General features: G+C 70.5%; 15 protein-coding genes. 8 read left to right on the top strand and 7 right to left on the bottom strand.

Annotation, left to right across the window (positions count from 1 at the left end):
- Positions 1–77: 77 nt before the first annotated feature.
- From VJN29_RS01110 to ettA, 4 genes are all read left to right on the top strand, one after another.
- On the top strand, positions 78–1,802 hold the full coding sequence (locus VJN29_RS01110) for a dynamin family protein (protein ID WP_422653711.1): 1,725 nt from the start codon (positions 78–80) through the stop codon (positions 1,800–1,802).
- Positions 1,799–3,490: a GTPase gene (locus VJN29_RS01115; RefSeq protein ID WP_324141542.1), complete on the top strand. Its 1,692-nt coding sequence runs from the start codon at positions 1,799–1,801 to the stop codon at positions 3,488–3,490. The genes VJN29_RS01110 and VJN29_RS01115 overlap by 4 nt, the downstream gene beginning before the upstream one ends.
- Positions 3,491–3,650: 160 nt before the next feature.
- Positions 3,651–4,232, top strand: coding sequence for a single-stranded DNA-binding protein (locus VJN29_RS01120; protein ID WP_324141544.1), 582 nt, complete (start codon positions 3,651–3,653; stop codon positions 4,230–4,232).
- A gap of 142 nt (positions 4,233–4,374) precedes the next feature.
- Positions 4,375–6,057 carry an energy-dependent translational throttle protein EttA gene (gene ettA / locus VJN29_RS01125; RefSeq protein WP_324141546.1) on the top strand — a complete coding sequence of 561 codons (1,683 nt, stop codon included), beginning with the start codon at positions 4,375–4,377 and terminating at the stop codon, positions 6,055–6,057.
- A gap of 298 nt (positions 6,058–6,355) precedes the next feature.
- Here ettA and VJN29_RS01130 read toward each other — a convergent pair whose 3' ends face one another.
- The 5 genes from VJN29_RS01130 to VJN29_RS01150 all read right to left on the bottom strand — a co-directional run bounded on the left by VJN29_RS01130 (position 6,356) and on the right by VJN29_RS01150 (position 12,817).
- On the bottom strand, positions 6,356–7,480 hold the full coding sequence (locus VJN29_RS01130; RefSeq protein WP_324141548.1) for an NAD(P)-binding domain-containing protein: 1,125 nt from the start codon (positions 7,478–7,480) through the stop codon (positions 6,356–6,358).
- Between the two features lie 4 nt (positions 7,481–7,484).
- On the bottom strand, positions 7,485–8,129 hold the full coding sequence (locus VJN29_RS01135) for a GNAT family N-acetyltransferase (protein ID WP_324141550.1): 645 nt from the start codon (positions 8,127–8,129) through the stop codon (positions 7,485–7,487).
- A gap of 25 nt (positions 8,130–8,154) precedes the next feature.
- The gene (locus tag VJN29_RS01140; RefSeq protein WP_324141552.1) at positions 8,155–9,492 is read right to left on the bottom strand and encodes an adenylate/guanylate cyclase domain-containing protein; all 1,338 of its coding nucleotides are present in this window, start codon (positions 9,490–9,492) and stop codon (positions 8,155–8,157) included.
- A 60-nt stretch (positions 9,493–9,552) separates the two neighbouring features.
- The gene (locus VJN29_RS01145) at positions 9,553–11,265 is read right to left on the bottom strand and encodes an FAD-dependent oxidoreductase (protein ID WP_324141554.1); all 1,713 of its coding nucleotides are present in this window, start codon (positions 11,263–11,265) and stop codon (positions 9,553–9,555) included.
- Positions 11,266–11,383: 118 nt separating this feature from the next.
- The gene (locus VJN29_RS01150; protein ID WP_324141556.1) at positions 11,384–12,817 is read right to left on the bottom strand and encodes a PLP-dependent aminotransferase family protein; all 1,434 of its coding nucleotides are present in this window, start codon (positions 12,815–12,817) and stop codon (positions 11,384–11,386) included.
- Between the two features lie 62 nt (positions 12,818–12,879).
- Between VJN29_RS01150 and VJN29_RS01155 the strand changes: the two genes are divergently transcribed.
- Positions 12,880–13,575 (top strand): hypothetical protein, encoded by a 696-nt coding sequence (locus VJN29_RS01155; RefSeq protein ID WP_324141558.1) that lies wholly within the window; start codon positions 12,880–12,882, stop codon positions 13,573–13,575.
- Between the two features lie 15 nt (positions 13,576–13,590).
- Positions 13,591–14,508, top strand: coding sequence for an LLM class F420-dependent oxidoreductase (locus VJN29_RS01160; protein WP_324141560.1), 918 nt, complete (start codon positions 13,591–13,593; stop codon positions 14,506–14,508).
- On the opposite strand, the gene VJN29_RS01165 is transcribed toward VJN29_RS01160, so the two are convergent.
- Both VJN29_RS01165 and VJN29_RS01170 read right to left on the bottom strand, forming a co-directional pair.
- Positions 14,475–15,047 (bottom strand): 2'-5' RNA ligase family protein, encoded by a 573-nt coding sequence (locus VJN29_RS01165; RefSeq protein WP_324141562.1) that lies wholly within the window; start codon positions 15,045–15,047, stop codon positions 14,475–14,477. The two genes, VJN29_RS01160 and VJN29_RS01165, sit on opposite strands and share 34 nt — an antisense overlap.
- Positions 15,044–15,673, bottom strand: coding sequence for a TetR/AcrR family transcriptional regulator (locus tag VJN29_RS01170; RefSeq protein WP_324141564.1), 630 nt, complete (start codon positions 15,671–15,673; stop codon positions 15,044–15,046). Before VJN29_RS01170 ends, VJN29_RS01165 begins: the two co-directional genes overlap by 4 nt.
- Positions 15,674–15,746: 73 nt before the next feature.
- On the opposite strand from VJN29_RS01170, the gene VJN29_RS01175 reads away from it, so the two are divergent.
- Together VJN29_RS01175 and VJN29_RS01180 are read left to right on the top strand one after the other, a co-directional pair.
- Positions 15,747–16,892, top strand: a complete 1,146-nt coding sequence (locus VJN29_RS01175) for an acyl-CoA dehydrogenase family protein (RefSeq protein ID WP_324141566.1) — start codon at positions 15,747–15,749, stop codon at positions 16,890–16,892.
- A complete protein-coding gene (locus tag VJN29_RS01180; RefSeq protein ID WP_324141568.1) occupies positions 16,892–17,650 on the top strand; it encodes an SDR family oxidoreductase in 759 nt (252 codons plus the stop codon). Before VJN29_RS01175 ends, VJN29_RS01180 begins: the two co-directional genes overlap by 1 nt.
- Positions 17,651–17,780 lie beyond the last annotated feature (130 nt).

Raw genomic sequence — 17,780 nt, forward strand, 5'->3', positions numbered from 1 at the left:
TCAGCGGCATACGACCCGCGTGTCCCTCCACGACGGCGCTACCGACGAGTTTGATAGGTCCTTGGGGACACGAAAGGATGAACTGCGTGTCTGGTTCAGGGGATTCAGGGGAGGGCAGCGCGCGGCTGCTCAGGGCAGTGAGGCGGCTTCGGGACGCGGTCGACGCGTCGTCGCTCCCCATTGACCTGCCCCGGGTCGAGGAGGTCCGCACCGCGCGCTCGCGACTGCTCGACCAGCTCGAGGACTACGTGATCCCGCGCCTCACCTCGCTGGATGCACCCCTGCTCGCCGTCGTGGGCGGCTCGACCGGCGCCGGCAAGTCCACGCTCGTCAACTCGATCGTGGGTCAGGAGGTCTCCCTGCCGGGTGTCCTGCGCCCCACGACCCGGTCGCCGGTCCTCGTCCACCACCCTGACGACGCAAGGTGGTTCGCGGACCAGCGCATCCTTCCCGGTCTGGCTCGCATCACGGGCAAGCATTCCTCGTCGGACGGACCCGGAGCGGTCCGACTCGTGTCGACCGACGCGATCCAGCCCGGACTGGCACTGCTGGACGCGCCCGACATCGACAGCGTCGTGTCCGCGAACCGTGACCTGGCCGCCCAGCTGCTCGCGGCCGCCGATCTCTGGGTCTTCGTGACCACGGCGGCGCGCTATGCCGATGCGGTGCCGTGGGACCTGTTGCGACAGGCGGCGGAGCGGGGCACCTCGGTGGCCGTCGTGCTCGACCGCGTCCCGGCTGACAGCCTCGAGGAGATCAGGGTGCACCTCGCCGCGATGCTGCGCGAAGAGCAGCTCGATCAGTCCCCGATCTTCACGGTCCTGGAGTCGGACCTCGAGGGCGGACTGCTCCCCGCCACGCAGACCCAACGCCTGCGTGACTGGCTGGGCGTTCTCGCGGGGGACGCCCAGGCCAGGGCCGAGGTCGTCCGCCACACGCTCACCGGGGCCCTGACGTCACTCGACGCGCGGGCTTCCGCGCTGGCTGCCGCCTCGGCTGCGCAGGTCAAGGCGGCCGACGAGCTCGTCGACGCCGCTCGAATGGCGTACGAGGACGCGGTGGCCCACGTCAAGGAGGGAATGTACGACGGGACCCTGCTGCGCGGCGAAGTCCTGGCGCGATGGCAGGAGTTCGTCGGGACGGGCGAGTTCTTCCGTCAGGTCGAATCGACGGTGTCTCGGGTCCGCGACCGGGTGACGGCGTTCATCAAGGGTGAGCCGGCCAAGGCGGAGCACCTCGGTGAGGCGCTGCAGACGGGTGTGGAGGCCCTCATCTCCAACCGGGCCGACCTGGCGGCGGCGGCGACCGCTCGGACCTGGCGGTCCCTACCCGGCGGTGAGCCACTCCTGGGCGGCTCGCCGGGCCTGATGCGCTCGAGGGCCGACCTCGACACGCGGATCCAGCGACTCGTCAGGGACTGGCAGGCAGACGTCCTCGAGATGGTGCGCAGCGAGGGGCGCGATCGACGGACGAGCGCTCGCATCATGGCCTACGGCGTCAACGGCCTCGGCGTCGTCCTCATGCTCGTCACCTTTGCCTCGACTGCTGGGATCACCGGAGCGGAGGTCGGCATAGCCGGTGGCACGGCGGTCGTCGGCCAGAAGCTCCTGGAGGCGGTGTTCGGGGACCAGGCCGTGCGAGAGCTGGCCCGCCAGGCCCGCGTGAAGCTGCTCGACCGCGTGGCGGAGCTGTACGCCGCGGAGCGGGCCCGTTACGAGGCCGCCGTGGAGGGCCTGGAGGTCAGGACCGACCAGGCGAAGGAGCTCAAGAAGGCCGTTGCACAGGTGAGGTCAGCGCGATGAGCCCCATCACCATGGGCAGGGCCAAGGTCAAGGGCGTCGGCGCCGCCGAGCTCGGGAACCGCACCACTGCGCTCTCCCTCGCGCTGTTCTCGGGGGCCGACGAGCTGGACAGCACTGCGGTCGAGCAGGCACGTCGGGTGCTCGACCATGCTCAGGAGCGCTCCGCGATCGCCGGCGACCACACCGTCGTGGCCTTGGCGGGCGCGACGGGCAGTGGCAAGTCCTCCCTCTTCAACGCGCTCGTTGGTGAGCAGGTCGCGGCGATCGGCGCGCGCCGGCCGACGACCGCCAAGCCGACCGCCGCCGTCTGGGGGGAGTCCGACGCGTCCGAGCTGCTCGACTGGCTTCGCGTCGATGCCAGGCACCAGGTCGGTCCCACGAGTGACGGCGATGGCGAGATCGCCGGCACGCTCACGGACAAGCTCAACGGCCTCGTCCTGCTCGATCTGCCCGACTTCGACTCTCGTGAGCTGTCCCACCGGCGCGAGGCCGAGCGGATCCTCGAGCTCGTCGACATGTTCGTCTGGGTGACGGATCCCCAGAAGTACGCCGATGCGCGGCTCCATGACGAGTTCGTCGCGCTCATGGCGCACCACGACGCGGTGACCCTTGCCGTGCTCAACCAGACCGACCGGCTCGACGTCGCCGCGGTCAAGGTCCTCAAGAACGACTTTGCCAAGCTGCTCGGGGCCGACGGGATACGTGGTGCGTCGGTCCTCGCCACGTCGGCCGTTTCTGGGACTGGGGTGCCTGAGCTACTGGGGCGACTCGCCAATGTGGTTGCCGGAAAAGCCGCTTCGCGGCAGCGACTCAACGCCGATATCGTCGCCGCGGCTCGCCGGCTGCGACACGGCGTGGCCGACGCGGAGGTTGCCGTCGACCGCCTCGACCGCGGCGCCCTTGACGCGTCACTCGCCCGAGCGGCCGGCGTGCCGATCGTCCTCGATGCCGTGGCCCGTGACTACCGACGAGAGGCGTTCGCCCACACGGGCTTCCTCTTCGCGAGGTGGACGCGTGGCTTCGCCGCCGACCCGCTACGGCGCCTCCGCCTCGACCGGACCGGGGGCCGGCCACCGATCCGCGTCGAGATCGATGGCGCCGATGTCCGTGCCGTCCTGGGCCGGTCGTCCATCCCTGCGCCGAGCGCCTCCGCCGTGTCGGCGGTCGACCTTGCCACCCGCAGCTTTGTCCGCCAGGCGTCCGATGGCCTGCCCGTGAAGTGGGCCCAGGCCGTCGAGGCCGCGGTCGACCAGGGTGAGGGAGCCCTGAGTGACGGCCTGGACCAGGCGATGGTCGGGACCTCGCTGCGCGCTCGTCGACCGATCTGGTGGTTCGTTGTCAACGTCATCCAGTGGGCCCTGGGAATCACGGCGGCCCTGGGCCTGCTCTGGCTCGCCGCGCTGTGGGTCGCGGGGCTGGCCCAGATCCCGACACCGGAGACGCCGAGCCTCGGGATCCTCCCCGCCCCCCTCGTCATGCTCGTGGGAGGCGTGCTCGTCGGACTGCTCCTCGGCGTCGTCTCCAGGTGGTGGGCGCGGATCGGAGCGCGTCGCCGAACGGCCATGATCGGGAAACGGCTCACCGAAGCGGTGGCCAACGTTGCGGACGAGCGCATCATCGTCCCGGTCGACGAGGTGCTCGACCGTCACCGCGAGACGCGGCAGCACCTGGACAGGGCGGCGGGCTGACGGCGCGCGCTGTCCACATCCTCCACCCGTTCGGGCTGCCATCCACAGCCGCAGCGACCGCACTGGTCGCGGCGGGCTGAAGGGGACGACCGTGGTCCACGAGCGGTATGACGCCGCCCCGCACCCGCCGACAAAGTCGGCGCCGACAGGAGGTTGCACCATGAACGAGACCCGCATCACGGTCCACGGCAACGTCACGGCCGCGCCCGTCGAGCGCACGTCGCGCAACGGCAACGTCTTCACGACGTTCCGGGTCGCGAGCACGCCTCGCCGACGCACCGCCGACGGCACCTATGTCGATCTCGACACGAACTTCTTCAGCGTCATCAGCTGGAACGCCCTGGCAGCCAACACCGCCGTGGCCCTGCAGAAGGGCCAGCCGGTCATCGTCGAGGGAAACCTGACGATCAAGACCTACGTCACGAGCGACGGGCAGTCTCGCACCGATGCCGAGATCGAGGCGCAGCACATCGGGCACGACCTCATCTTCGGGCGCTCGTCGTTCGAACGGCTGAGCCGGGCGGCGGCCCTCGGTGTCGACCGCAACGCCGACCCCGCCGTGCGGCACGCGATGGCCGAGACCAACGGCGTGTCCATCGCGGCCGACCTGCACCGGCCGGCGAACGTCGACGCCAACGGCGAGGCCTTTGACGGGCCCGTCGAGGGCGGAGGTGCCGGGCCGGTGCAGCCGTTCGGCGACCCCGACACCGACGCCTACAGCGTGGAGGACCCGGCCGCGTGATGCCGGGATGACGATGCCCGGATGATGCCCGGATGATGCCCGGATGATGCCTGGAGGACGTCTGGGAGGCACCCGCGATGGGCGTGCGTCGTCGCGGCGGCCGGATTCGGTGACGCGGCCGATCGCAGATAGCCTTCTGGGCATGGCCGAGTACATCTACACCATGACCCGGGCGCGCAAGGCCCACAACGAGAAGGTCATCCTCGATGACGTCTCGATGTCGTTCTACCCGGGCGCGAAGATCGGCATGGTCGGCCCGAACGGCGCCGGCAAGTCGACCATCCTGAGGATCATGGCCGGACTCGACCAGCCCTCCAACGGCGAGGCCCGTCTCGCCCCCGGCGCGACCGTCGGCATCCTCCTCCAGGAGCCCCCGCTCAACGAGGACAAGACCGTCCTCGGCAACGTCGAGGAGGGTGCGGGCGAGATCAAGGCCAAGCTCGACCGCTACAACGAGATCAGCGCCGAGATGGCCAACCCGGACGCCGACTACGACGCGCTCCTCGACGAGATGGGCAAGCTCCAGGAGCAGATCGACCACGCCGATGCGTGGGACCTCGACAACCAGCTCGAGCAGGCCATGGACGCGCTGCGCTGCCCGCCCCCGGACCTGCCCGTCACCAACCTGTCCGGTGGAGAACGTCGCCGCGTGGCCCTGTGCAAGCTGCTCCTCCAGAAGCCAGACCTGCTCCTCCTCGACGAGCCGACCAACCACCTCGACGCCGAGTCGGTCCAGTGGCTCGAGCAGCACCTCGAGAGCTACCCCGGTGCCGTCATCGCCGTCACCCACGACCGGTACTTCCTCGACAACGTTGCCCAGTGGATCGCCGAGGTCGACCGCGGTCGGCTCTACCCCTACGAGGGCAACTACTCGACCTACCTGGAGAAGAAGGCTGAGCGCCTCCAGATCCAGGGCAAGAAGGACGCCAAGCTCGCCAAGCGTCTCAAGAGCGAGCTCGAGTGGGTGCGCTCCAACGCCAAGGGGCGCCAGGCCAAGTCGAAGGCCCGACTGTCCCGGTATGAGGAGATGGCGGCCGAGGCCGAGCGGACGAGGAAGCTCGACTTCGAGGAGATCCAGATCCCCCCGGGCCCCCGGCTCGGCTCGGTCGTCATCGAGGTCAAGAACCTGCGCAAGGGTTTCGGGGACCGCCTGCTCATCGATGACCTCTCCTTCACCCTGCCGCGCAACGGCATCGTCGGGATCATCGGTCCGAACGGTGTCGGCAAGACCACCCTCTTCAAGACCATCGTCGGCATCGAGCAGCCCGACGCGGGGGAGGTGCGGATCGGCGACACCGTCAAGATCTCCTACGTCGACCAGGCGCGGGCGGGCCTCGACCCGGACAGGACGCTGTGGGAGGTGGTCTCCGACGGGCTCGACCACATCAAGGTCGGCAACGTGGAGATCCCGTCGCGCGCCTACGTGTCGCAGTTCGGGTTCAAGGGTCCGGACCAGCAGAAGCCGACCGGCGTGCTCTCGGGTGGGGAACGCAACCGCCTCAACCTCGCGCTCACGCTCAAGCAGGGCGGCAACCTGCTCCTGCTCGACGAGCCGACGAACGACCTCGATGTCGAGACCCTCGGGTCGCTGGAGAACGCGCTGCTCGAGTTCCCCGGGTGCGCCGTCGTGATCTCCCACGACCGGTGGTTCCTCGACCGCGTCGCGACGCACATCCTCGCCTACGAGGGCGACGAGGAGAACCCGGCCAGGTGGTACTGGTTCGAGGGGAACTTCGCGGCGTACGAGGAGAACAAGGTCGAGCGTCTCGGCCCCGAGGCAGCGCGCCCGCACCGGGTCACCTACCGCAAGCTGACTCGGGACTGACGGGGACAGGAGCCGGCGTCACCGTCGTGCGACCCGAGGAGCTTCGTGAGCTGTACCCGGGCGGTCGCCCCAATGACCGGGCCCGAGCCATCCAGGCCATCGTCGACCCGGCCCACGCGGGCGAGGGATCACTTGTCCGTATGCCGCTGGGCTCGCTCCGTGTCGAGTGTGCAGTCCGCGCCGGCATCTTCTGCGCACTCGACGAGAGGGTCCGCGCGCACACGGTCGGGTGTGCAGTCCGCGCCCCGGGCGTGTTCTGCACGCTCAACCGAGGCCCCCGCTCGGCTTCGAGGGAAGGTCAGGTGTGGTGCACCGCACCGGCGGTGTCGACGCTGTCGACGCTGTCGAGCCACTTCACGAGTGACGCGACGGCGGCCCGTCCGGCGCGGTTCGCTCCGATCGTCGAGGAGGAGGGTCCGTAGCCGATGAGGTGCACGCGTGGCTCGGCGGCGACCTGGGTGCCGTCCATGACGATGCCGCCGCCGCGGGCACGCAGTTGCAGTGGCGCCAGGTGGTCCAGCGCGGCCCGGAACCCAGTGGCCCAGAGGATGACGTCGGCTCGGAGGAAGCCACCGCCGCTGAGACGGACGCCATCGGGCTCGATGGCGATGAACATCGGCTGTCGCTCGAGGACGCCACGCTCGGCGGCCGCCCGGAGCACGGGCGTCCAGATCAGCCCGGTCACCGAGACGACGCTCTGCGGCGGCAGGCCCTGACGCACCCTCTCCTCGACGAGTGCGACTGCGTCATGACCGGCCTGCGGCGTGAACTGGTCATCGCGCCAGATCGGTTCGCGGCGGGTGAACCATGACGTGGTCGTCACCTGGGAGATCTCGTCGAGCAGCTGCACCGCCGAGATCCCTCCCCCCACGACGATGACGTGCTGTCCCCGGAACTCCTCTGCGGACACGTAGTCGGCCACGTGCAGCTGTCGGCCGCGGAAGCCCGCCTGTCCGGGGTAGATCGGCCAGAACGGCTTGGTCCATGTGCCGGTCGCGTTGATCAGCCCGCGGGCGGCCCAGGTGCCGCGGCTCGAGTCGATGAGCAGCCGCCCGTGCGGGTCGTCGTCCTCGCGCCGGACTGCAGAGACGCGGACGGGCCGCAGGATGTGCAGGCCGAGCTCCCGCTCGTAGTCGCCGAAGTAGCGCGTCAGGAACTCCGAGCTGGGTTCGCACGGGTCGGCGTCGGGCTGCGAGATGCCGGGCAGGTCACTGATGTCGTTCACGGTGGCCATGCGCAGCGACTGCCACCGATGCCGCCAGGCCCCTCCCGGGCCAACCTCGTTGTCGAGGACGACGTACTCCTCCCGCCCGTCCCGGGCCCCGATCGGTGCGAACCCACGCCGCTGGAGGTGGTGGGCCGCGGAGAGCCCGGCCTGGCCTGCTCCGATGACGAGCACGTCGACGGACGCCGGGGTGGACACGACGTCAGTGTGTCAGGTCGAGGCGCATGACCGGTCGCGTCCCGCCGGTTCGGCCGACCACCTCGAAACCGGCCGCTGCAAAGGTCGAGGCGGCGCCGTGGTAGAGCTCGCTCCCACCCACCCGGGTCGACCGGGCTGCGACGTCGACGGGGTGGCCCACGATGGCCGACGCGCCTGACTTCCTGGCCAGGTCGACCGCCGCCTCGAGCAGCTCACCCGCGATGCCGCGGCGGCGCCACCCGACCTTCACGACGAAACACGTCACCGCCCAGACCGATTCGTCGGCAAGGTCATCGTGCTCCGTCTGCGCCAGGGCTCGCAAGGCACGGTTCCCCGTGACCCGGACGAACGAAGGCCGAGGCCCGAGGCGGACCCAGCCCACCGGGGTTGTGGACCCGGCTTGGCTGGGGCCGCGGGTCCGTCCGGAAGCGGGCTCAGCGGCATACGCGACCAGTCCAATGGGACGCGTCGCAGACTGCACCTGCTCGCGAAGCTGGCGCTTGTTGTGTGGGGCTGACCTCTCGTACGAGTCGCCGGAGGTGACGAAGTACTGGCACCAGCACCACGACGGGTCTCCGCGGGTGCCGAACAGCTCGACCAGGTCGTCGAAGCGCTCGGGAGTCACCGGGACGATGGCTACGCCGCTCATGGATCCAGTCTGCCGACACGCGGAGTCAGCGGGGGAGGGCAACGAGGACGTGGGCCTGGACGGGCTCGTCCTTGCCCTTGAGCTCGAGCGGCCCCAGGGGCTCGGTGACCGCATCGGGAAGCAGCGCGAGGGTGTCTGCGGTGAGGGCCACCCCGCCGACCGGCGCCTGGCCCTCGATGCGGGACGCGACGTTGACCGCGTCGCCGATGACGGTGTGGGTCCGGCCGCCCTCGCCGCCGAGCACGCTGACGAGCACCTCGCCCGTGTTGATGCCGACGCGGAACCGCGGCCACCCCGGGTGCTGGGCCGCGATCCGTCCCGTCTCCGTCTGGAGCTCCAGACCGGCGAGGGCCGCCCGCCGCGCGTGGTCGTCCTGGTCGCCGAGCCGGTTGAAGGTCACCATGAGGGCGTCACCGATGATGCGGTCGACCTGACCGCCGTGCCGCTTGGCCACTGCCGGGATCGCGACGTTGAAGTACACGTTGAGCATCTCGGTCACCTCGGCCGGGGTGTGGCTCTCGGAGTAGCTGGTGAAGCCCTTGAGGTCGGCAAAGAGGATGCTCATGACGCGGCGACCGGCGACCGTCGCCTCGCCGTACAGCCCGGCGTAGCGCTCTTCATGCCAGGACTGCTGCGCGCCCCAAGCCACCAGGACGAAGGCTGCGAGGAGGAGCAGGTGCCACTCCCACCAGCTGAGGAACCAGTTCGGCGCGATCGTGACGGCGACCATCGCCTGCGCGAGGAGGACGAGGGCGGCGGTCATGGCAGCGGGAAGGAGCCCGCCGCGGCGGCGCCACAGCCGGAAGTAGAACACGGCCGCGCCGAGGTAGAGCCCGGTGGCGCCGATCGCCGCGGCGAGCATGGCACCGCTGGCCCGCTCGGGACCGACGCCCTGGTCGAAGGGCGGCAGCTGCCACAGCGAGAGTGCCGCCCAGACCACCATGAGCAGCAGCAGACCGATCCGCAGGATCCGGGCAGTGCGCAGCGCTCGCGCGTTCCGTTCCGGGGGCACCTCGACCACCGAGGCGGCCGCGAAGACCGAGCCGATGATGATTCCGACGGGCGTGGAGATGTTGAAGCCGGCGCTGGCCGTGGGGAGCAACACGTGCGGGGTCGCCAGCGCGTGCAGGGCCAGGAAGCCCGAGGCCGAGAGGAACGTCAGGGACAGGTACATGACCCGGACGTCGCCGCGGCGCGATGCCGCCGACCCCGTACCGTAGGCGGCGATCGCGCTGAGGACGGCGGCCGCGAGGACGAGCCAGAAATGGGCCGGGTCGTGCTCGTACTTCGAGTCCAGCCCCGGTTGGCTGCGGAGCATGACGAGACCGGCGAGCGGGATCCCCAGCAGGAGCGCGCCGACCAAGGGCCCGGTCCTCGTGCGTGGCGGTGCCGGGGTCGGGGTCGGTATGGTCGCGGCCAAGGCTCACCTCTCTGCTGGGGCAGGGGCGAGGGCGAGGTAGCGATGCACCTCCGACACGACGACGGACCCCTCACCCACGGCTGAGGCGACCCGCTTGACGGAGTCGCTCCGGACGTCTCCGACGGCGAAAAGGCCCGGGACGCTGGACTCGTGCGGCAGAGGCGGCCGAGGCAGGGTCCAACCGGCGTCGTCGACGCCGGCACCAGTGACCACGAAGCCCCACTTGTCGCGGGCGACCGCGTCCGGGAGCCAGTCGGTGTGTGGTGCCGCGCCGATCATGACGAAGAGCCCGTCCGCGGGGAGCGTGCGTTGTTCAGCGGAGGTGCGGTCGGACACCACCACGTGGCTGAGCCAGCCGTCACCGCCCCCACCCACGACTTCCGCGTTGGGGACCACGGTGACGTTGGGGCTCGCCTCGATCTCGTCGATGAGGTACTGCGACATCGCCGCGGAGAGATCCGGCGTCCGCACGACGATGGTGACGTCCGCTGCGTACCGGTGCAGGTGCAGCGCGGCCTGACCGGCGGAGTTGCCGCCGCCGACGATGACCGCGTGAGCGCCAGTCAGGCCGTGCGCCTCGGACACGTTCGCGCCGTAGTAGACGCCCGAGCCGGCCAGGTCCTCGAGCGAGGGGACACCGAGCCGGCGGTAGGCGACGCCGCTTGCGAGGATGACGGACTTGGCGTTCACGCTGCCGGCGTCCCCGACGTCCACCCGGAAACCACTGCCCACCGGGTCGTGCGCCACGAGACCGGTCACCCGTCTGGTGAGCACGAACCTGGCCCCGAAGACCCAGGCCTGCTGGAACCCGCGCTGCGCGAGCTCCGCGCCGCTGAGGCCCCTCGAGAAGCCGAGGTAGTTGCGGATGAGCGAGCTCGTTCCCGCCTGCCCGCCGAGCGCGTGCTCCTCGAGGCAGAGCACCGTCAGTCCCTCGGACGAGCCGTACACCGCTGCAGCGAGGCCCGCGGGTCCGGCGCCGACGACGACCACGTCGACGTCGCGGTCCTCGGGCTCGAGGTCGGTGCGGATGCCCCACGCGGTGCAGATCTCCGCGTCGCTGGGGTCGACCAGCACCTTGCCGCCGAGCGACGCGAGCCACACGACGAGGGGCCCGGTCGCCGCGTCGGGATCCGGACCGTCGATCGCGTCGAGGACCCGCTCCGCCTGGGGCGTACCCCGGTCGAGGTAGGCGTGCGGGATCCCATTGCGGCTCAGCAGGCTGCGCACCTCATGTCCCCGGCTGCTCCGGGCGGCTCCCACGACGACGACCTCCCGTCTGTCGTCGATGACGGTGCGCGACCAGGCTTGGACGAACTCGGCCACGGTCCGGTGGAACAGCTCGTCGGGTGACGTCCACGGCTTCAGCACGTAGTAGTTGATCTCGCCGTGGGACATGGCCTTGAGGATCGCGTCGGCGGTGCGACGGTCCGCCCAGGCACCCCACGGCACCAGCAGCGCCCGGCCTGCGTCGGGGTGGAGCGAGCGCACCCTGCCGAGCAGCTCCGTGCCGGGAACGTCCTCCAGCCACGGATCGGCCAGGACGAGAGCGACCGGTTCACCCCGGTCGGCTGCCTTCTCGAGCGTCGCCAGGGCCGCACGGCCGTCGGACTCGCCGCGAACACGAAAGTCGATCCCGTACCGCCGCGACAGTTCCTGCTCGATTCGCGACAGGTTCTCGGGGTTCGGGTCGACGGCGAGGAGGAGGGGTCGGGTCATGTCGACTCCTGTCGGTCCGTGGAGGGTGAGGGCGTGCTGGAGTGGGTTGGTCCCACCCCTCCCTCACGACGGTACGCGCGCGCGGCCGTCGGAACCTCCGGTTTCCGCAGTTCCGCGCTCAGGCGATGAGCGGAGTGCGCGGCGCCTGGGTCGACCGACTGTCGAGGGCGCGCCGCCAGGCCGCGGCGAGTCGACGCCCCACCTCGTCGGTCTCGTCGGCAGGCACGCTGAAGGGAATGCGCACGAATCGGTCCATGCCGCCGTCCGTTCCGAACTGGGTTCCCCGGGCCAACCGGACCCCCGCCGACTCCGCGACCCGCGCCAGCGCATCGCCGCGGTCGACCGGCAGCTCGCACCACAGGTTGAGGCCTCCGGGCGGCACGGAGAAGCGCCAGTCGGGCACATGCTCCCGAAGGGCGGCCACCATCGCGTCGCGCCGCCTGCGTGCCTCGGCGCGCCGTTCGTCGAGGAGTGGCTCGCCGGCCCGCAACAGCTCGATGAGCACGAGCTGCTCGAGCACCGCCGTTCCGAGATCGAGGCTGTGTCGCGCCTCGAGGACCGGCGAGGCGAGGGCGTGGGGGGCCCGGACCCACCCGACTCGGAGCCCGCCCCACCAGGCCTTCCCCGAGCTTCCGAGGGTGAGCGCCCCCGGCGCGCTCGCGGCGAAGGGTGCTGGCGGGCGGGCGTCCAGACCGAGCTCGACGAAGGTCTCGTCGATGATGGGGACGGTCCGGGTCAGGCGCAGGGCTTCGGCCACCCTCCCACGCTCGTCGGCCGACATGAGTCGCCCGGTCGGGTTCTGGAAGTCGGGCACGAGGTAGGCCATCCTGGCGCCCACCTGCCGGAGGGTGAGCTCAAGGTGCTCCGGGTCCCACCCCAGCGGGTCGATCGGGAAGGGCACCGGCCGCAGTCCCGAGCGCCGCACCCCCACGATGGCGTTGGGGTAGGTCGGAGTCTCGAGCAGGACTCGGTCACCGGGATCGAGGGCGGCCCGGAGGACCGCCGACAGGGCGGCGTGGGCACCGGACGTGACGATGACGTCACCCGGGTCGGTAGGCAGTCCCCGGCCCTCGTACCAGTCCGCCAGCGCGCGCCGCAGCTCGGGCAGTCCCCGAGGGTGGTAGCCCGGTGTGGCCAGATGTCGGGGCAGGTGCTCGAGGGCGCGCTCGTAGGCGCCGGTGAGGCCGGCCGCGGCGGGCAGCACCGCGTAGGTGAGGTCGATGACGTCCTCGGGAACGTCGCTGGGCACGAGACCGGCCCTGGACAGGGCCAGTCCCGACCGGTCCTCGGGGATCGCGGTGACGCTGCCGGACCCCCGCCGCGTCACGACGAAGCCGTCCTCCCGGAGCAGGTCGAGGGCCGACCCGACCGTCGTCCGGCTGAGCCCGAGCTCTGACATGAGCGCCCGCTCGCTCGGCAGCCGGGTGTCGACGAGGATCCGCCCGTCGGAGACCAGTCTCCTGATCCCGGCGGCCAGGCTGCGATAGGCAGGGCGCGCCAGCGCGGTGGACCCGAGCAGTTGCGCCACGTTGCGGGCGGAGATGGTGCGCACAGGGTCCAGTATCCCAGAACTGGTCATGGAAAAGCAGTCCACTTCCCCAGCAGGATGGACGCATGCGCCGCTCTGTCCCCCTGCTCAACCTCTCGCCCCGTGACCAGTTGCGCGCGGGCAAGCTCCCCCGACGTGTCGTCCAGCTGCTCATCGGCCTGATCCTCTATGGCGTCTCGATGGCCATGATGCTGCGCGCGACGCTCGGGCTGAACCCGTGGGACGTCTTCCATGCCGGCGTGACGGGCCGCGTCCCAGTGACCTTCGGCCAGGTCACCATCATCGTCGGCGCGCTCGTCCTCCTGCTCTGGATCCCACTCCGGCAGTGGCCGGGGCTCGGCACGATCGCCAACGTCGTCGTGATCGGACTGGCGGTGGACGCGGCGCTGGCCGTGATGGCCGCGCCCTCGGGTCTGCTGGCCCAGGTGGCGCTGTTGCTCGCCGGACTCGTCCTCAACGGGCTCGCCGGTGGGCTCTACATCGGCAGCCAGCTCGGCCCCGGCCCACGCGACGGGTTGATGACCGGGCTCGCCCTGCGAACGGGTCTCAGCATTCGCCTCGTGCGGACCGGTCTGGAGCTGACGGTCCTGGGAGCCGGCTGGCTGCTCGGCGGCCCGGTGGGACTCGGCACCGTCCTCTACGCCATGACGATCGGTCCGCTCGTCCAGTTCTTCCTGCCCCGGGTCACGGTCTCCCTCGAGGCTCCGCCGGAACGCCACCCTCTCTCGCGTGTCGCGCCTGCGGTCGGATCCACGAGGTGACACTACGATGGGGTGATGCGCCTCGGGCTCCAGGTGTCGCACTTCAGCTGGCCGGGTAGCCCGGCATCCATCGGGTCGACATTCGGCCGGATCGCCACGGACGCCGAGGCCGCCGGAATGGCGTCGCTCTGGGTCATGGACCACTTCTTCCAGATCCGCGGGATCGGGCCGCCGGAGCTCGAGATGCTCGAGGGCTACACGGCGCTCGCCTTCGCCGCCGGACAGACCTCGAGGATCGAGCTCGGCACCCTGGTCACCGGCGTGACGTACCGCCACCCCGGCATCCTCGCCAAGACCGTGACGACTCTCGACGTCCTGTCAGGCGGTCGGGCCTGGCTCGGGATCGGCGCAGCGTGGAACGAGCTGGAGCACCGCGGGCTGGGGGTGCCCTTCCCGCCCGTCGGCGAGCGCTTCGAGCGGCTCGAGGAGACGCTGCAGATCGTGCTGCAGATGTGGTCCGAGGACGATGGCCCCTACCGGGGCTCGCACTACTCGCTCGACCGGACGCTCAACAGTCCCCAAGCGATCCGCCACCCACATCCGCCGATCCTCGTCGGGGGGATGGGGGAGAAGAAGACGCTGCGCCTGGTCGCGACCTATGCGGATGCAGCCAACTTCTTCGACGTCGGCCCGAGGCGGCTGGAGGGTACGTGCGAGGTCCTTCGCGGCCACTGCGACGACGTGGGTCGCGACTACGACGCCATCACCAAGACGGTCCTGACGCGGCTGAGCCTGTCCGACTCGGGCAGGCCGGCGCCTTCGGGGGAGCCGACGCTGTCGGTCGCGGCCGCCGTCGACAGGCTCGGGGCGCTCGCCGACGCCGGCATCGATGACGCGATCCTCGGCATGGGAAACGACACCGACCCGGACGCCTATCCGCTCGTTGCCGAGGTCGCCCGTCAGGTCGCCGGGATCACGGCCACCGGGCGCTGAGGTCGCTCCGGCCCGCCGAGCGGCCACGAGTCGAGCACCCGGCAGGTCCGGTTGCCCCACCAGGCGAGGTCGAGTCGCTCTGCCCGGCACTCGGCAGGCACGAGCGCCCCGAGCAGCTCGACCGTGGACCGTGTGGACACGGTGGTCGAAACGGCGTCCAGCGTGAGGTGAGGGGTCACGGAAGGGAACTCAGCGGCATACGGCGGGCACTGCGGGAACGCCTCACAGAGGGCAGCCGTCAGCGCTCGGAAGGGGGCAATCGGGTCGGGCAGGAGGTGGATCACCCCGTTGGGGAAGGTGTCGACCTGCTCGAGTCGGTAGTCGAACCCACCGAGGGCGAAAGCGATCTCGTCGATGGTTGACAGGACACCGTCATCGATGTCCTCGGGCGGCAGGAACGGCCCCAGCACGGTGATGTGCGCATGGACGAAGTCGGGGTCTGCGGAGACGAAGTCCGGGTCGTAGTGCTCGTGCCGCTGCCGCACGAAGGGCTCGAGCTCGGGAACGGGGACCTGCAGGACGGCGTGGCCACCGGTCACGGGCGCGAACCGACGAGCCGCAGGGCCAAGGCTGCATTGGTCGCGCCGATCTCTGCGGGCGTGCGCTTGATCGCGGGTGAGTACCACCGGGCCACGTCGACCGCCATCGACGACAGGGCCAGGGCGGTGTCACCGATGTCCACGACCTCGAAGACGCCGTCCGCGACGCCGCACTCGAGGACCTCCTGGAGCACGGCGTCGATGTCCTTGCGCAGCGTGAGGACCTCGGCCCGGTGCTCGGGAGTGAGGTGCTGGTGCTCGTACTGGACGACCTTGGCGAGCTGGTACTGCTCGGCGTGCCAGGCGGAGAACCGGTTCATGGCGACGGCGAGCCGCTCGGCCGGGTGCTCGATCCCTTCCAGCGCCACCCGCAGCAGGTTCAGGGCCGACTGGTGTCCACTCCGGCTCAGGTTGAAGAGCAGGTCCTCCTTGGACCCGAAGTGGACGTAGACGCCTGCCGGGGACAGTCCGGCGCCGGAGGCGATGTCGCGGGTCGTCGTCGCGTGGAAGCCCTTCTCGGCGAAGGCCTGCGCCGCCGCCCGCATGAGCCGATCGACGGTGGTCGGATCGGTCGCCTGGCGGCGCGCGGGGCTGGACGACGAGGTCCCCTTGCTGGTGTGCGGCACGTTGACAGCATGCCCGAGAGACGCGAGACTAAGCAAGCGCTTAGTTACCCACGAGTCACAGCCGGAGGCCAGCATGCCGCGCAACATCTACGACGACGACCACGAGGCGCTGCGAGCCTCGGCCCGGGAGTTCATCGACCGCGTCATGCGCCCTCGCGCCGAGGAGATGATCGAGCTCAAGTCGATCCCGCGCGAGATCTGGCAGGTGGCCGGCAAACAGGGCTTCTTCGGCTTCGACATCCCCGAGGCGTACGGTGGCGCCGGCGTCGAGGACTACCGCTTCAACGCGGTGGTCGCCGAGGAGTGGGCCCGGTTCAACATGGCGACGAGCTCGTGCTTCGGGATCCACGCCGACGTGTGCCCGCCGTACATCGTCGACCTCGGCACCGAGGAGCAGAAGCAGCGCTGGCTCCCGGGCATCGCGAGCGGCGACCTCATCATCGGCATCGGCATGACGGAGCCCTCCGGCGGCTCGGACCTCGCCGCCCTCAAGACCACGGCTGTGCGCGACGGCGACGACTGGGTCATCAACGGCTCCAAGACCTTCATCACCAACGGGTACCAGGCCGACCTCGTCATTGTCGCCGCGCGCACCGACGCGTCCAAGGGCGCCAAGGGCATCACGCTCTTCATGGTCGAGCGCGGCATGGATGGTTTCGTCAACGGGCGCAAGCTCGACAAGGTCGGCATGGACGAGTCCGACACGGCCGAGCTGTTCTTCGACAACGTCCGGGTCCCCGACGAGAACCGACTCGGCGGCGAGGGCGGGGGCTTCATCGCCATGATGCAACGTCTGCCGCAGGAGCGCGTCGGCTCCGGTGTCGCCAACATCGCCCACGCCAAGGCGATCCTCGAGGAGACCATCGAGTACGCCAAGGACCGCAAGGCCTTCGGCCAGTCGATCGGGGCCTTCCAGCACAACAAGTTCCTGCTGGCCGAGCTCGTGACGAAGATCGAGGTCGCCGAGGCCTACGTCGACGACTGCGTCATCGCCCACTCGAAGGCCGAGCTGACCGCCATCGACGCGGCCAAGGCCAAGTGGTGGAGCTCGCAGGTGCAGAACGAGGTCCTGGACGCGTGCGTGCAGCTCCACGGCGGCTACGGCTTCATGAACGAGTACCGCGTCGCCCGGGCCTGGCGCGATGCCCGGGTGACGAAGATCTGGGCGGGCTCCAACGAGATCATGAAGGAGCTCATCGGCCGGGACCTCGGCCTCTGATGGGGGTGCACGAGGGCGCCGTCGCCATCGTCACGGGGGCCAGCCGCGGCATCGGCCTCGGGATCGCCGGCCGTCTCGTCGCGGAGGGCGCCAAGGTGGTCATCACCGCCCGCAAGCCGGACACCCTCGCCGCGGCCGTGGAGTCGCTGGGAGGGAGCGACCACGCGCTCGGCATCGCCGGCAACGCCGCCGAGGAGTCCCACCAGGACGAGGTCATCGCGGCCGCCCGGGAGACGTTCGGGGGACTGCACTACCTGGTCAACAACACCGGGATCAACCCGGTCTACGGACCCATGCTCGACAGCGACGTCACCGTCGCCCGCAAGGTGCTCGACGTCAACGTCGTCGCCGCGTTCTCGTGGATCAAGAAGGCCGTCGCGGCGGGGCTGGGCGACGACGCGCACCCCGGCGCCGTCGTCAACCTCGCCTCGGTTGCCGGCCAGGGCGCCTCCGGGGTCATCGGCTGGTACGGCGTCTCCAAGGCGGCCCTGATCCACCTGACGACGGAGCTCGGCTACCAGCTCGGCCCCGGTGTCCGGGTCAACGCGGTCGCGCCGGCGGTGGTCAAGACCCGCTTCGCCGAGGCCCTCTACGAGGGTCGCGAGGAGAAGGTGGTCCGCGCCTACCCGATGAAGCGACTCGGCACCCCGGAGGACGTCGCGGGAGCGGTGAGCTTCCTGCTCGGCACCGACGCGGCCTGGATCACCGGCCAGACGCTGACGATCGATGGCGGAGTCACGCTGGGCGGTGCCCTCTAGGTCACCTCGAAGGGCCCGATCTCGCCGGGCGGCCTGGATGGCCACGTCACCACGTCGCGTTCAGGGGTACTGGAAGGTCGGGACCGCCCAGCTGCAGCGGGGCTGGGAGCGAGCCCAGCGGCATACGGCA

The sequence above is a fragment of the Intrasporangium sp. genome (assembly GCF_035280925.1).
GTDB lineage: Bacteria > Actinomycetota > Actinomycetes > Actinomycetales > Dermatophilaceae > Intrasporangium.

Excerpts from the sequence above, each read along its gene's own strand:
- VJN29_RS01110 (WP_422653711.1), top strand. The coding sequence starts at position 78 with ATGAACTGCGTGTCTGGTTCAGGGGATTCAGGGGAGGGCAGCGCGCGG.
- VJN29_RS01115 (WP_324141542.1), top strand. The coding sequence starts at position 1,799 with ATGAGCCCCATCACCATGGGCAGGGCCAAGGTCAAGGGCGTCGGCGCC.
- VJN29_RS01120 (WP_324141544.1), top strand. The coding sequence starts at position 3,651 with ATGAACGAGACCCGCATCACGGTCCACGGCAACGTCACGGCCGCGCCC.
- ettA (WP_324141546.1), top strand. The coding sequence starts at position 4,375 with ATGGCCGAGTACATCTACACCATGACCCGGGCGCGCAAGGCCCACAAC.
- VJN29_RS01135 (WP_324141550.1), bottom strand. The coding sequence starts at position 8,129 with ATGAGCGGCGTAGCCATCGTCCCGGTGACTCCCGAGCGCTTCGACGAC.
- VJN29_RS01145 (WP_324141554.1), bottom strand. The coding sequence starts at position 11,265 with ATGACCCGACCCCTCCTCCTCGCCGTCGACCCGAACCCCGAGAACCTG.
- VJN29_RS01155 (WP_324141558.1), top strand. The coding sequence starts at position 12,880 with ATGCGCCGCTCTGTCCCCCTGCTCAACCTCTCGCCCCGTGACCAGTTG.
- VJN29_RS01160 (WP_324141560.1), top strand. The coding sequence starts at position 13,591 with ATGCGCCTCGGGCTCCAGGTGTCGCACTTCAGCTGGCCGGGTAGCCCG.
- VJN29_RS01175 (WP_324141566.1), top strand. The coding sequence starts at position 15,747 with ATGCCGCGCAACATCTACGACGACGACCACGAGGCGCTGCGAGCCTCG.
- VJN29_RS01180 (WP_324141568.1), top strand. The coding sequence starts at position 16,892 with ATGGGGGTGCACGAGGGCGCCGTCGCCATCGTCACGGGGGCCAGCCGC.